Origin of the sequence: Fibrobacter sp. UWP2, assembly GCF_900141705.1 — a bacterium.
GTDB lineage: Bacteria > Fibrobacterota > Fibrobacteria > Fibrobacterales > Fibrobacteraceae > Fibrobacter.
In genome coordinates this window covers 1-14206 of sequence record NZ_FQYM01000005.1, presented here as the reverse complement: position 1 = coordinate 14206, position 14206 = coordinate 1, and the positions used below count along the sequence as shown (strand labels likewise).

Sequence of the window (14206 nt, the reverse complement as noted above, 5' to 3'; positions counted from 1 at the left end):
AACTAGACCCCTTCCTTCACAAACAACTGTTCCAGCTGGTCCGGGCTCGGAGAGCGTGCCAGGGCCTCAAAGCGGTCCACCTTGCGGTTCTTCACCAACTCGCACAGGCACATGTTCATGGTGTTCATGCCGAACTTCTGACCAATTTCGATCATGGACTCGATCTGGTGCACCTTATCGTCACGGATAAGCGCACGGATACCCGGAGTCACGTTCATAATCTCGTAAGCCATCACGCGGCCGCCGCCAATGCGGGGCACAAGAGTCTGGCATATAACGCCCTGCAGCACAAAGCTGAGCTGCGTACGCACGGTCTGCTGTTCACCCTTGGGGAACGCGTCAATAATACGGTTGATAGTCTGCACACAAGAGTTGGTGTGCAAGGTTGCAAAGGCCAAGTGACCCGTTTCGGCGATGGTCAAGGCGCAACGCATGGTCTCGTTGTCACGCATTTCGCCGATGAGCACCACGTCGGGATCCTGACGGAGGGCCATCTTAAGGGCCATGGCAAAACTGTTGGTATCGCTGCCGACTTCGCGCTGGTTGATCATGCAACCCTGGTGCTTGTGCAAAAATTCAATGGGGTCCTCGACTGTCAAAATGTGGTCGTGGCGTTCCTTGTTGATTTTGTCGATCATGGCAGCAAGCGTCGTCGACTTACCGGAACCGGTAGCGCCAGTCACCAGCACAAGGCCCGAGGGGCGGGTCGTGAACTCGGCGAGGATCTTGGGAAGGCCCAAATCTTTGAAAGTCTTGATTTCGAGAGGAATGATACGCAAGGCGAGGGCAACGCAACCACGCTGCAGGTAGGCGTTGGCACGGAAACGGGCCAGGTTCGCAATACCGAACGAGAAATCGCACTCCTTGTTCTGTTCAAAGGACTTTTTCTGCAGCTCGTTCATCAAGCTGTAGGTCATTCTCATGGTTTCGTCCGGTTTGAGCTTGTCTTCACCAATGGGGGTCAACTTACCAGAAAGACGTATCAGCGGGGGCGCACCAGCCGTAATATGCAAGTCAGAAGCCCCGCGTTTGACCATTTCAGACAGAAGATCTTGAATATTGTATGCCATATTGCAGAATATAATTAAAACATTCCAAAAAAAAAATAAATTCTTATAGGATATGTGGTCAAAATCCTATAAAATACTGGCCATTTTGGGGAGTTTAATATTCCTGGTATTCCTGTACTACCAATACAGGGAATATACCAGGCCGTTCCAAGAAATGCCCAAGACCGTCGCAAACTTCGCCGCCCTCGACGTGAGCGGGCAAAAAACAGACTACGCCCGCGAAAAGGGCTACGCCACACTGATTGTTTTGAGCGCCAGCTGGTGCCCCGCCTGCATGGCCGAGATGCCCGTGCTCAAAAAGCTGCATGAGGAATTCTCGCCCAAGGGCCTCAACATTTTGATGGTGAGCGAAGACGACAACCTCAAAGCTGCAGCCCGCTTCAAGGCAGCCAACAAAATGCCGTGGACCGTGGTGCACTGGAATTACGAACTCATGACCGCCCTCGGCAACCCGCGGGTGATACCCGTATCGTACCTGGTCAACGGTACAGACGATATCGTCCTGATCGAGGCGGGCATACTCGAAGAGCAGCGCATTCGCGCTGCTCTCGAACAAATCCTGGAATAATTTTTTGCAGCCGTCGCCACATGGCGACTACGCGACGGGACTCGGGAAGAGGATCACGTCGGCGATTTCCTTTTTGCCCAACGCCAACATGAACAGGCGATCGAGACCGAGCGCTACGCCCGAGCAGGAGGGCATCCCCGATTCCAGAGCCGCCAAAAAACGCTCATCCACGGGCGGCAGCGGCTTGCCCATTTTGCGACGGATTTTCAAATCCGCTTCAAAACGGCGGCGCTGCTCGGCGGCATCGGTAAGTTCGGTATAGCCATTGCACAGTTCTACTTTGTCTACAAAAAGTTCAAAGCGCTTTGCCCAAATGAGGCCTTCCTTGTCAACATAGGTTTGCGCGAGTGCCGCCTGAGAAGGCGGGTAGTCCAAGATGAATTCGGGGCCGTGGCTTGCCAACGCGGGCTCCACCACGAACACCATCAGGTAATCCCACCAGTCCTCGCGACTCATCATGCCCGTGTTCTCGGGAACGGGCACGTTGTGGAACTCGCAGGTCTCCACAAAGTTGTTCAAGTCCTTGCAAAACGGATCCACGCCGGCGTAATTCTTGAAGGCGTCAATCCAGCGCGTGCGGCGGGCCTTCAAAGGCTTGCCCGTAATCTCGCTCACCAGCGCCTCGACCTCGTCCATCAGCTGCTCTTGCGGCATGCCCACGCGGTACCACTCCACCATGCTGAACTCGTTATTGTGGTGGCTACCGAATTCGTCTCGGCGGAACGACTTGGTAATCTGGAATATGTCGCCAAAGCCCGCGGCCAGCAGGCGCTTCATGTGGAACTCAGGGCTCGTCATCATGAACTGCGTTGGCTCCGAGACCACCTCGAAGTAGTCCAGCTGCGGATCGGTGCCGCCCGCCTGCGAAAGCGTGGGCGACTCCACCTCGAGCACGTGCCTGTTCCCAAAAAACTCCCTGACCTTGGTGAGCAGCGCCTGACGCTCCACCCAAGTGTCACGCGAACATGTCGGCGCAAACTTACTCGAAAACTCAACCATTTTTACCCCTTACAACACCTAGTTCCTGTCACCAGGCTCCACTACAATGCAACGCACCGAAAGGAAGAACTTATTGTCCACAGAAATGGACGAGACCTCTTTGTCGGTACTGAACATCGAACGAGCCGTGCCGCGCTTGTCACCGTCGGCCTTCTCCGTCCAAAAGTAGGCGCCTTCGCCTACCGTCGTCGAAATTCCATTCTTGTTGGCGTAGCCGCCGAACATCGCCGTGAACGCGTAATCGTCGCTACCGTTACTGCGCAGCTTTACCGCGGCATCACTGGCACCGCCCGCATACACCTCCAACATCTTCCAGTCGGCATCGGTCGCAAGGCGGCTCCCCTCCGGGCAGGCTTCCCTTGCCGCGGTCTGCGTGTACAGGCGACCGAACACCTTGCAGTTGTCGTCTTCGCGGTCATAGCACATAGAAGACTCTTCTACGGCAAAATTCAGGTTCTGCACAAACCACTTGGTACCGTTGATCTCTTTTACTTTGTACGTTTGGCCGTCGCGCGGGTCGGTAAACGACTCGAACACCGGGCAGCGGTTCTCGAATTCCAGCGCCGCCAAAACGGAGTCGACCTGCGGTTGCCACGCCGTGCAAAAACGGAACAGCTGGCCGCCCGGGAGCGCCGTGGAATCGGCCTTGTGCGATTCTGCCCAATGCGCCACGTACTTGACCGAGGGAATCGCCGAATCGGGAATCGCGAGCGCCTTCGCGTTTGCCTGCATGAGCTTGGCAAAACGCTCGGCCACCGACATGGGTGACTTCCAGTAGCCCTCCTTGAGGCCTGTCAAAAGCTTTTCGTAGAGCGGCGAGGGCTTGGTCACCGTGATGTTCGTCTCAATGTAATGCTCGGGCTTGGTGGGGCAAGAGAGCTTGTGCGCCACGTCGTACATGGAGTCGGCCTGGGCAATGCACTCGGCGAGGCATTCCTCCCTCGCCTTGCCCTTTTTGGGGCAGGCGACCCACATGGTAGTATCGACCTTCTCCTTGACGGGCTTTGCAAAGGCCTTGGTCTTGAGCGCCGCTTTGGCGACCTTGTCGAGCGCATCGAGCGCATTGGTGTTGCCAGCGGTGGACTCGTTGAGCAAGTGCGTGACCACCTCGGTGCAGGCGTTGAGCGCCTTCGCGTTTGCGCAAACCTTGGCTCCGTAACCGTAGGCGAACTGGTTGGGGCACGCCGCAAAGCTCTCGTCGGGCATTTGCTTAAAGATCTTTTCGTAAACGCTCACGGCATCGTTTGCAGACAACTTTCCGCAATAGATTTCCTCTATCTCGCCGTTCTTCACCATCTTTTTGGCGGTGGCCAGGTCGCCGGAATCAATCGCCTCGTGCAAAGAATCTTGTGCAAAGGCAGCCGGGGCAGCAACAAGCCCGGCGCACAAAAACAAACCCGCAAACAAACTTTTCATCAAATTTCCTTTTTTAACGAATTTCACCCAAGTCCCAAACCGAATGTGATTTTCGTCACAATTCAATATAGCAATGAAAAAGGGGGTAATTTATCTAAAAAACATAAATTTACAGGACCGCCCCCCATTGGGCGCTTTTTCGCGCCCCCTTGTAAACCGCGGTTTACAAAGCACCCGAAATTACCGATTTTTAAAGAAAATCCAGGTAGGACAGTGACCGGGGGCATCAAACAGACCCGCGACTTATCTAAATTTGGCGCATGCCACAAACAATGACTTTTGACGCCGAAAAAATCCGCAGCGAATTCCCGATGCTTGTCGCGGGCGACAAGGAGCCTAAGCCCCTCGCCTTTTTGGACAGCACCGCCACGACGCAAAAACCGGAGTGCGTCATTAGCGTGATGGACGACTTTTACCGCGAACACTACAGCTCCGTGAAGCGCGGCGTTTACCGCTTGAGCGCCCGCACCACCGAGGCCTTCGAGGCGACCCGCAAAAGCGTCGCCAAATTCTTGAACGCCAAGAGCGAAGACGAGATCGTGTTCACACGCGGCACCACCGAGAGCATCAATCTGGTGGCGTGGAGTTACGGGCGCAAGTTCTTTGAGGCCGGCGACGAAATTTTGATTAGCGGGCTCGAGCACCACGCGAACATCGTGAGCTGGCAGCTCGTCGCCGAGATGAAGGGCGCAAAGATCAGGGTCATCCCCGTGAAAGATGACGGAGACCTCGACCTGGAACAGCTCCCGGGTTTGCTCAACCCACGAACCAAGATGGTCGCGGTGACACACGTGAGCAATGCCGTCGGCACCGTGAACCCGATTGCAGAAATCATCAAGACCGTTCGCGCCGCCGCCCCGCAGGCAAAGATCCTGATTGACGGCGCCCAGAGTTCCAGCCACATCAAGATTGACGAGCAGGCACTCGACTGCGATTTCCTCGCCTTCAGCGGGCACAAGATGTACGGCCCCACAGGCGTGGGCGTGCTCTACGGCAAGTACGACGTTCTGGATAGCATGCCCCCCTGGCACGGCGGCGGCGAGATGATCAAGAACGTCACCTTCGAAAAGACAACGTACGCCGACGTTCCCGCCCGCTTCGAGGCCGGCACGCCCATGATTGCCGAAGTCATCGGCCTCGGCAAAGCCATCGAATGGATTAACGAGAAGGGCATCGAAAACATCCGCAGGCACGAAGCAGAAATCACGCAGTACGCGCTGGAACAGCTTGCGAAAATCCCGCAGGTGAAAGTACTCGGGAACCCGAAGGAACGCGGCGCCCTTTTGAGTGTCACTCTCGGCGAGATTGCCGTGGGCGACGCCGCCATGATTCTAGACGAAGAGAACGTGGCCGTGCGTAGCGGGCACCACTGTGCCCAGCCTGTGATGGACCGCTTCGGCGTAGATGCCACGCTCCGCCTGAGCTTTGGCGCCTACACCCTGAAGCGCGATATCGACCGCCTTGTCGCAGGCCTCCAGAGAGTCGTCCGACTGTTCGCATAACCGCGCGTCGGCCACGAATGGTGCAGCAGCAAGGCGCAAATCAACGGCACCATGGCGCACGCCACCGCCATTTTCGTAAAAAGCTAAAATTCCGGCATGCTGAAATCGCCGTAAAGTTCGCGGCCGTCAAACACCCAGACCACCATCTTTTTGCCTTCCAGGAATTCCGAGCGGTTCTTGAACAAGGTCGGGCCCAGGTTTCCGCCACCGATACGGCTGCGCGTAAACGTTTCTATCCCTGTCGCCTGCGCAATGTAGGCGCCAATGTTAGAAGAACTGTTCCAGCCGAAATCGGCATTGCTGTCGCCAATTACCACAATGGGAGCATCTTTGGATCCGCGGTAGCGTTTCCCTTCCGCATCCACTGTCTTTAAAACCTGCACATCGTAATCAGGATAAGAATTGTACTTCAGGTGATAAAGATTTCCGGTACCGGGAACAACCGTATCGCGCAGGAACCATTCTTCCCTCGGAACATCCAAGTCCATCTCGTTGATGGTATCGGCAATCATCTGTGCAAGAACCTGCCGGCCCGCGCTGGTGTAATGGCTTTCGTACGCCTCGAACATGGGCGTTTCCTCGTTCTTTTCGAGAAACTCCTCTACCGCATCGATAACGACAACACCTTCGTCTTGCAGAGCGTCCACCCATTCCTCATATTGCGGGGCGACAATCCCTCCCGACAATTCTTCCGAATAATGTTCCGCCTCGATTTGCAATTTGTCCGGAACAGGCACGACCACCAACTTGATACCACGCGCTTCCAGTGAATCATTGAAGGCGACAAAAGAATTCAAGTTTTCTTTCCAGTCCACCACCAGATTGACAAGGCTTTCCTGCAAGAAAATCCAGCCGTCTTCGCCACTTACCGCACAGCGGGCCTCTTTCAGTTCACCGCCGCATTTTTCAAGATCGTCTTCAATCTGTTCCTGAACGACCAACGGGATAAGCGGACGAGTAGAAAGGCAGACCATGGCAAGCGAAACTGCCGCCACTCCAAATCCAAAGACAAGCCCCAGATGTTTCCTGAAAAACATGACAGAACCAAATCTAAAAAATTCCCCGCCCGAAGGCAGGGAAAATTTAAGGACTATTACTAGAGATCCTTCGACTACGAGGCTTTGCCTCTCCGCTCAGGATGACACTACTAGTAAATAAACAACATCTCACGATACTTCGGCAAAGGCCACATCTCGTCGGGGACGACCTTCTCGAGGCCATCGACAACCTTGCGCAAAGCGGCCATCGCATCGAGAATTTCTTCGTGCAGGCCGTTCAGGCTTTCTTCCATCGTTGCGATGGCGGCACTCAGGTTCTTCACGCCTTCGCCGAGAGACTTCACGTAGGCATCGACGCCCGGGAAGCCCTGGTTCAAGGCCATCTCGTTCGTCTTGAGGGCGCTGGAGTAAGCCTCGACGACCTTCGGCAAGATGATGTTTTTGGCCATGTCGCGGCAGACTTCGCCTTCGATGTGGATTCTCTTGTGGAAATCTTCGACGTTGATTTCGTAGCGGGATTCCATTTCGCGGCGGTTCATCACACCGTACTTTTCGAACAACTGAATATTTTCTTCCTTGGTGAGAGCCTTGAGGGCTTCCACGGAGGTACGAATATTCGGGAGACCGCGGCGTTCAGCTTCGGCAATCCATTCGTCGGTATAGCCGTTGCCGTTGAAAATCACGCGCTTGTGTTCCTTCACGATCTTCTGCAAAATCTTTTGCAGGCCCGTGTGGAAGTTCTTCTCGTCAAGCTTTTCGAGCTGTTCCGAAATCATGTCGAAAGCTTCGGCCACGATGGTGTTCAAAACCACGTTCGGTTCGGAGCAGCTCTGGCTGGAACCCGGAGCGCGGAATTCGAACTTGTTGCCGGTGAACGCAAACGGAGAAGTCCTGTTGCGGTCGGTAGCATCGCGCGGGAGGGCCGGCAACATGTCGGCACCAATGCGGAGCGCGCCAGCCTGCTTAGAGGACTTGGGCACGCCCTGTTCAATCTGTTCGATGACGTCCATCAGCTGATCGCCGAGGAACATGGAGACGATCGCCGGAGGAGCTTCGTTCGCACCGAGGCGGTGGTCGTTGCCGGCGCCAGCCACAGTCATGCGGAGCAAATCGGCGTGAGTGTCGACAGCGTAGATGATGGCGCAGAGCGTGGTGAGGAACACGGCATTCTGGTGCGGGTCCTTGCCCGGGTTGAGCAAGTTGCCCTTGCCGTAGGAGAGCGACCAGTTGTTGTGCTTGCCGGAACCGTTCACGCCGGCGAAGGGCTTTTCGTGCAGCAGGCACACGAGGCCGTTCTTGTCGGCCACGTTGCGGAGCACTTCCATAATCATCATGTTGTGGTCGCAGGCGAGGTTCACTTCCTCGAACATCGGGGCGAGTTCGAACTGCGCGGGCGCGACTTCGTTGTGGCGAGTCTTCGCCGGGATGCCGAGCTTCCAGAGTTCGGTCTCGACTTCGTTCATGAAATTGAGGATGCGGGCAGGAATACTACCAAAGTAATGATCATCCATCTGTTGGTGCTTCGCGGGAGCGGCACCGAACAGCGTGCGGCCGGCCTGGTACAGGTCGGGGCGTTGCAGGTAGAAGCGCTTGTCGATGAGGAAATATTCCTGTTCGGCACCGAGTGTGACGGTCGTCTTCTTGGGGCCCGCCTTGAAGCAGGTCATGAGGCGGCGGGTAGACTTGGAAAGGGCCTGCAGGCTGCGCAGGAGCGGAGTCTTTTTGTCGAGCGCTTCGCCGGTGTAGCTGCAGAACGCCGTCGGGATGCAGAGCGTTGCACCGTTACCGTGACGCTTGATGAATGCAGGGGAAGTCGGGTCCCAGGCGGTGTAGCCGCGGGCCTCGAACGTGGAACGCAGACCGCCGCTCGGGAAACTCGAGGCGTCGGGCTCGCCCACAATCAGGTTCTTGCCGCTCAACACCATAATGGCCTTGCCGCCGCTCGGTTCTAGGAAGCTGTCGTGCTTCTCGGCGGTGGAACCCGTCAAAGGCTGGAACCAATGCGTAAAGTGAGTGGCACCGCGGTCCATCGCCCACTTCTTCATGGCATGCGCCACGTCGGCAGCGATGGAGGGGTCAAGGGCGGCGCCCTCGTTGATGGTCGCAATCAGCTTTTCGCAAACGTCCTTGGGCAGGTATTCGCGCATGGCATCGATGTTGAACACATCTTCGCCGTAGAAATCGACATTGACCGGGGCAGCCGGCTTGACAGGCGCGGTCGGCTCCTTCGCGATTTCGTTGATTGTCTTTTTGCGGTAGCTTACGCTCATCTTGAACCTCATTTTGGGCGGTTTTTCATTTTATGAAAAAGAAATTAGGAATAAAAATAGAGCTTGGCACCCGTTTTTTGGAGTGTTTTTCCGAAATTTCATTACATTTTTGTAAAATTAATGTATATTATTACATTATTGTAATGACACAAGAGGTTCAGACACGAGAATGCAGATGCTGAACCAACCCTGAAATGAATTCAGGGTGACGTTGTTCAGCATGACTTAACGGACAAGGAATGACGACGGAAGCAGAAGAAATAGAACGGCTGAAAGCCGAAATCAAGGCTCTGCGCGATATCATCGACGAGAAGCCCGGCAAGATGGTCGGCAACAGCGGCGAGATGCGCAGCGTGTACAAGCAAATTAAAGCCTGCGCCGGCAACGACGCGCCCGCGCTTATTTACGGCAACGACGGCACCGGCAAGGAGCTCACCGCCCGCACCATCGCGGAACTCTCCCCGCGCAAAGGGGGCCCGTTCACCGTACTCGGGTGCGCGAACCTCCGCGAAAGCTTCGGAAACCCGGCGAGCGCCTTCGAGAGCGAACTCTTCGGCTACGAACGCGGGGCATTCCTCGGCGCGAACACCCGCCATATCGGCAAGGCAGAAGTCGCGAACGGCGGCACGCTATTCCTCGACGACGTCTCGGCGCTCGGCCTCCCCGACCAGGAGAAACTGCTGCGATTTATGCAAGGGCAGACCTTCAACCGCCTGGGCGGAAACATGCAGCTCCATTCCGACGTGCGCCTCATCGCCGCCTCGAGCAGGAATCTCGAAGAGATGATGCAGCAGAAGCTGTTCCGCGAAGACCTCTTCTACCGCCTGAACATCGTGCAGATTACGCTCCCCGACTTGGCGCAACGCAAGAGCGACATCTTGCTGTTGGCAGAACACTTTATCGCACAGGTGAACCTCAAGTACGGCAAGCACGTGACGCGCCTTTCTACGCCCGCCATCGACATGCTCATGAGCTACCACTGGCCGGGCAACGTACAGGAACTCGAGAACTGCATCGAACGCGCGGCGCTCGCCACCACCGACGACTGCATCCATTCGCACGACCTGCCGCCCACCTTGCAGACCGACGTGACCAGCGGCACCGCGCTTTTGCCCGAAGGCGGAAGCCCGCTAGCCACCCTCATGGACAGCTACGAGCGCGAGATTTTGACCGAAGCCCTGCGCAGGAACAACGGCAACCTGAGCGCCGCCGGCCGCGACCTGAGCGTGAGCCCCCGCATGATGCACTACAAGGTGAATCGCCTGGGGATTAAGGTTTAGTACGGGTCGGCAAAATCCAAAGCCGCGACGATTATGGAGCACTCAGGCGGTTTTTTAGTGCGGCGATTTCGGACTTTTGCATGCCGATGGCGAGCAAGTATTTCTCGGTCGCGGCGGCGAGATCGGCGTTCTCGAAATCGGAGATGTCGACATCGACCAGGTTATAGGCGGCCTGCAAGTTCTTGGCTATGATTTTCTTGTACAAATCCAAATGCTCCACCGTCAAGGGGGAGTAGCCGTCTTTGGAATAAAGGTAAAAGTTTTTGTGGGTCTGCACGTAATCATCCTTGATTTCACTGGCGGTGGCGCCCATCAGGGCTTCGAGCACCGCGATCGTGAAGCCCGTGCGGTCCATGCCGTATGTGCAATGCACCAGGTAGGGGCCGTCGTGGTCGGCAATATAGCGGAACCCTTGGACAAGGCCCTCCTTGAACGACGTGTTCGCAAAAGACGGCTGTAGTTCCAGATAAACCACGTTCTGCGTGGCGTAATAGGATTCAGCGAAACCGGTAAACGACGCGGCACCTTCTTCGCTGTTCGCAAGGTTCACGAACGTGGCGACTCCGGCGACCTTTGACAGGGAATCTGCGTAGGTGTTGCGGGCAAGCGCCGGGTCGACCGGGCTCGATGAACGGTAAAGCACGCCCTCGCCCATCCCGCGGGTTTTCACCATCCTGAAATTCGCGAACTCTTCGATGGAGAGGCCGGGGTACATTTCGGGGTCACCCGACATCAAGATGTTCTCGGACATCGCCCAATAGGCGAGGTAGCCGCTCTTTTCTTTTAGCTGCACGGCCGCATTAATCGGGAATTTCGCGCCCCGCGTAATGCCAAACGCCTCTGCCGCCTGGCCGTAACTGAGTTCAAGCATTACGTTGTTTGTACCGCCAGAGGCGTACAAAAAGAACTCGCCCACGGTGACATCGTTAAAGTTCGCGGTCACGGGGACGTCAAGCGTGTCGTAGCCGTCGATCATCAGCGTAACGATGTCGCCGTAATCGAACTTTGTGAGGAACGAATCCGCCGCAAAGTCGAGCGGGACGCCCCCGAAGTTGAAAAGCTCGAGTGTGTCTTGGGCGACGGTCGTCGCGATTGCGAGGGCGCCTGGTTCGGCAAAAGTTTCAGAGGAGTTAGGTGTTTGCGACGAGCTTGAACTCTCGGCGACGAAACTGGCGCCTGCACTCGAAAGGACCACGTCGGCGTCTGAAGGCTCTGAAACGGAGTCTTCGCTACACGCCGCCCACAGAGCCGCAATCGCCATGAGCGCAACTTTCCCAAAAATTTTGCCTAAAGAACCCATAACAAATAAGATATAAAAGTCAACACCATCTGTTGACACTCACATTAGGCGGAAGCGGCGTTGTCGAGCAACACGTTCACGTAAGTCTGGTAAGGGATGCCCGCGGCGGCGGCCTTGCGTTTGATCGATTCCACCGTCTTGACCTTGAGCCTTATGGAATACATCTTCTTTTCTTCCTTGGCCTCGGCAATGGCGCGACTGATACGCGCAATGGATTCCTCTAGCGTCTCCGACTCATGACCACCGGTGATAACCATCGGATCTCTCATCGAGGTGTCGTTTTCAAGCGCTTCAATCTCCTCTTTAGACAAGAAATCGTCAACCAGCTTGAACCCCTTGGGCAGCCTAACCTTCTCGCGCTTTTTGCACTTCGTCTTCATAAGCTCTCCTTACAGTTATTACGCACCCTCCCTATTGTAGAAAATGTATATACACTTGTCAATACACATTACAATACAAATTGTAATACATGCTGTTCACTCATCATCATCTTCGGCGATTCTGAGCTCTTCTTCGTACATTTCTTTATGTGGGGCATATTCGTTCGGAACAACATACGACAGGTATTGTAAGAAATTTCTGTAATCCTCTTTCGCGAACACGCTGCCCATGCCAGAAACGCCTTCAAGTACGACATCTGAGTAGCGGTCCAGAACATGGATGTTCCGTTCATGGCGGAACATCAATCTGTACATCATTGCGGCGGCTTGATCCTGCTGTTGGCTCATAAGTTCATTAAGCCCAGCTATTGATTCCAAGAGTTCCTTCGGCAACTCAAGTTCTTTCTCGTTCTCTGCTTTTTTCTTCACAGTAATTTTCCTTTATTTGGTTGACTGAATTGTTTTTTTTTCACCAGTTCAATTGGGAACGCAGTGCGTTCCCAATTGGGTAGTTCCCGTATCCAATACAAGGTCATCTTGGTTGCTCCAACAATTCCTCAAACATGGGGCGGTATGCATCAACATCGTCGAGTTGGACGATGGTCGTAATCTTGTTGCCAGCATCCTTGGAAGATGCCCCACAATGGTACAGCTTTTCGCTCTTGGTCTTGAAATCCACGAGAATGTAGCGGTCGTGGAACTTGTGCATGGCGGGTTTCTTGTCAATCGACACATCCGGTCGGGCGGCCCGATAATCGGCAAGCATGTCATCTGTCATGCGGCTTCCACCAAGCAAGTCGCTGAAAATCAGGACGGAAACGCCCTTGCGCACGTTCCGGAGCAAATTCAGCGTTTTAACGTCTACATAGTTGTCAATAACCAGCACCGACTTCTTCGCCATGCCGTAAATCTGCGCGTAGGCGACATCGGCATCCAACTTTTGCCCGTTCAGAATCAGGAAGTGCCTATAGGTACTCGGGTCGATGATGTTTTCCATGACTTTTTTTAAGTCGGATTCCCTGCGGTCCATGGCCTCGAAAAGCGAGTCTATTTTATGGTCATGTTCAAGAAGCCGACGATCTTGCTCAATTTCCTTGCCTTCCACACGCACAAGACGGCTGGAAACATCGCCATTTTCAAGCATATAGCGACGCATTGCGACAAAAGCATCCATAATTGCAATGCTCACTCGAACGGCAGTTTCACTTCGAAGGACTGCAGAAAGCATAGCAATTCCTTGTTCCGTAAATACATAGGGCAGATACTGACGTCCTCCCCTAGTTTCCTTTTTTGAGGTCACAGATTGTGACCTCAAAAACATGTACTCCTGGGGTCTTAACTGGAAACAGTACCTTTCAGGGAATCTTTCGGCGTTTCGCTTGACAGCCTGGTTCAGCACTTTCGTCGCGATCCCATAGAGCGTCGCCAAATCGCGGTCCAGCAACACTTGCTTATCGCGGATGACCAAAATCATTTTCTCTACACCTGTTGCGACAAGTGGACTGGCCGCAACAACATCGGTATTGTCAGTTTTTCTTGCCATAATAATCCTCTAGCCCGCACGGCATATGCGAACGTTAAAAACGGTTTTAATTGCGCCTACTCTGAAGGCGCAATTAGGGTTTGTTTATGTTTTGGGATGCTCTTGCGGTGCTGTTGGCGAGGGTCTTCCTCGGCGTTACCTGGCGCGGCTTTCGCCACACACTCGAGCAGGTCGTGTTCCTGCCAGCTATCCAACAACATCAACAAGAAGGTTGATGAGCCCCACCGCGGATGCACGTACGGGCCGCAAGGCCTATGCCGACTGTCGCAGAGATTGTCGTAATACGGGGATAAATATACAAAGAGGTTTGAGGAAAGTCAACGCCCGCGCGTTACTTCCCGCGCCGGGCTGCGGCGATCTCGGCGTTTATTTCGTCGAGTGTCATGCCTGCGGAGCCGGCCTTCTCGGCATCGGCGGAAAGCCGCCGCATGGTCCGGAGCATACCACGCTGGGCCTGCCTGCGCAAGTCCATGAAAGCATTCCACCCGGCATTTCCTTTCTTGTTCTCACCTTTTGCATTTTTCTTCATAGTATTTCTCCTTTAGTTTATTGAGTGACCTGCTTTTTTCACGAGTTCCTTAGCCTCGTTGATTTCACCGACCAGTTGCTCGGTGGTGGGCAGATACAATTTGTACTCACTAGCGAGGATAGTTTTGTTGCCTTCGGGCAAAGTCATTTTCACGGCAGAATCGTTTTTGCCCGCGCACAAAAGAATGCCGATGGTCGGGTTCTCTTCAGGCAATTTCTCGACTCGGTCGTGGTAATTCACGTACATCTGGAGTTGGCGAATTTGTCCCTTTTTTAGTTGAAAATCCAGGTCTCCAACTGGTGTAAATCTAGGCTATTAGCGCTTCATTGTCAAGTAGTTTCATGCTCTTTT

At 54.5% G+C, this 14206-nt stretch carries 13 protein-coding genes and 1 pseudogene; 3 read left to right on the top strand and 11 right to left on the bottom strand.

The window, feature by feature from the left end:
* Nucleotides 1–2 precede the first annotated feature (2 nt).
* Complete coding sequence (locus tag BUB55_RS04115) at nt 3–1070, bottom strand: type IV pilus twitching motility protein PilT (protein WP_073188472.1); 1068 nt, start codon at nt 1068–1070, stop codon at nt 3–5.
* Between the two features lie 85 nt (nt 1071–1155).
* Between BUB55_RS04115 and BUB55_RS04110 the strand changes: the two genes are divergently transcribed.
* Nucleotides 1156–1638 carry a TlpA family protein disulfide reductase gene (locus tag BUB55_RS04110; RefSeq protein ID WP_234971791.1) on the top strand — a complete coding sequence of 161 codons (483 nt, stop codon included), beginning with the start codon at nt 1156–1158 and terminating at the stop codon, nt 1636–1638.
* 27 nt (nt 1639–1665) lie between these two features.
* Here the strand turns inward: BUB55_RS04110 and epmA are convergent, their stop codons facing one another.
* Nucleotides 1666–2637: an EF-P lysine aminoacylase EpmA gene (gene epmA / locus BUB55_RS04105; RefSeq protein ID WP_073188468.1), complete on the bottom strand. Its 972-nt coding sequence runs from the start codon at nt 2635–2637 to the stop codon at nt 1666–1668.
* Between the two features lie 18 nt (nt 2638–2655).
* A complete protein-coding gene (locus BUB55_RS04100) occupies nt 2656–4053 on the bottom strand; it encodes an FISUMP domain-containing protein (protein WP_073188466.1) in 1398 nt (465 codons plus the stop codon).
* Nucleotides 4054–4313: 260 nt separating this feature from the next.
* On the opposite strand from BUB55_RS04100, the gene BUB55_RS04095 reads away from it, so the two are divergent.
* Nucleotides 4314–5555 carry an aminotransferase class V-fold PLP-dependent enzyme gene (locus tag BUB55_RS04095; protein ID WP_234971790.1) on the top strand — a complete coding sequence of 414 codons (1242 nt, stop codon included), beginning with the start codon at nt 4314–4316 and terminating at the stop codon, nt 5553–5555.
* A gap of 83 nt (nt 5556–5638) precedes the next feature.
* Here BUB55_RS04095 and BUB55_RS04090 read toward each other — a convergent pair whose 3' ends face one another.
* Both BUB55_RS04090 and BUB55_RS04085 read right to left on the bottom strand, forming a co-directional pair.
* Complete coding sequence (locus BUB55_RS04090) at nt 5639–6592, bottom strand: alginate O-acetyltransferase AlgX-related protein (protein WP_083596870.1); 954 nt, start codon at nt 6590–6592, stop codon at nt 5639–5641.
* Nucleotides 6593–6702: 110 nt separating this feature from the next.
* Nucleotides 6703–8823: a glutamine synthetase III family protein gene (locus BUB55_RS04085; protein ID WP_073188648.1), complete on the bottom strand. Its 2121-nt coding sequence runs from the start codon at nt 8821–8823 to the stop codon at nt 6703–6705.
* A 239-nt stretch (nt 8824–9062) separates the two neighbouring features.
* Here BUB55_RS04085 and BUB55_RS04080 point away from each other — a divergent pair, with 239 nt between their 5' ends.
* Nucleotides 9063–10103: a sigma-54 interaction domain-containing protein gene (locus BUB55_RS04080; protein WP_073188461.1), complete on the top strand. Its 1041-nt coding sequence runs from the start codon at nt 9063–9065 to the stop codon at nt 10101–10103.
* A 31-nt stretch (nt 10104–10134) separates the two neighbouring features.
* Here the strand turns inward: BUB55_RS04080 and BUB55_RS04075 are convergent, their stop codons facing one another.
* The 6 genes and pseudogenes from BUB55_RS04075 to BUB55_RS04050 form a co-directional block, all read right to left on the bottom strand.
* Nucleotides 10135–11403 (bottom strand): tyrosine-protein phosphatase, encoded by a 1269-nt coding sequence (locus BUB55_RS04075; protein WP_073188460.1) that lies wholly within the window; start codon nt 11401–11403, stop codon nt 10135–10137.
* 44 nt (nt 11404–11447) lie between these two features.
* Complete coding sequence (locus BUB55_RS04070) at nt 11448–11783, bottom strand: CopG family antitoxin (protein WP_073188458.1); 336 nt, start codon at nt 11781–11783, stop codon at nt 11448–11450.
* Between the two features lie 96 nt (nt 11784–11879).
* The gene (locus tag BUB55_RS04065; protein WP_073188456.1) at nt 11880–12212 is read right to left on the bottom strand and encodes a hypothetical protein; all 333 of its coding nucleotides are present in this window, start codon (nt 12210–12212) and stop codon (nt 11880–11882) included.
* 103 nt (nt 12213–12315) lie between these two features.
* Nucleotides 12316–13326, bottom strand: a complete 1011-nt coding sequence (locus BUB55_RS04060; protein WP_073188454.1) for an ORF6N domain-containing protein — start codon at nt 13324–13326, stop codon at nt 12316–12318.
* 331 nt (nt 13327–13657) lie between these two features.
* Nucleotides 13658–13855, bottom strand: a complete 198-nt coding sequence (locus tag BUB55_RS14530; protein ID WP_073188452.1) for a hypothetical protein — start codon at nt 13853–13855, stop codon at nt 13658–13660.
* A 12-nt stretch (nt 13856–13867) separates the two neighbouring features.
* Nucleotides 13868–14134: pseudogene (locus BUB55_RS04050) on the bottom strand (PDDEXK nuclease domain-containing protein); the annotation flags it as partial.
* Nucleotides 14135–14206 lie beyond the last annotated feature (72 nt).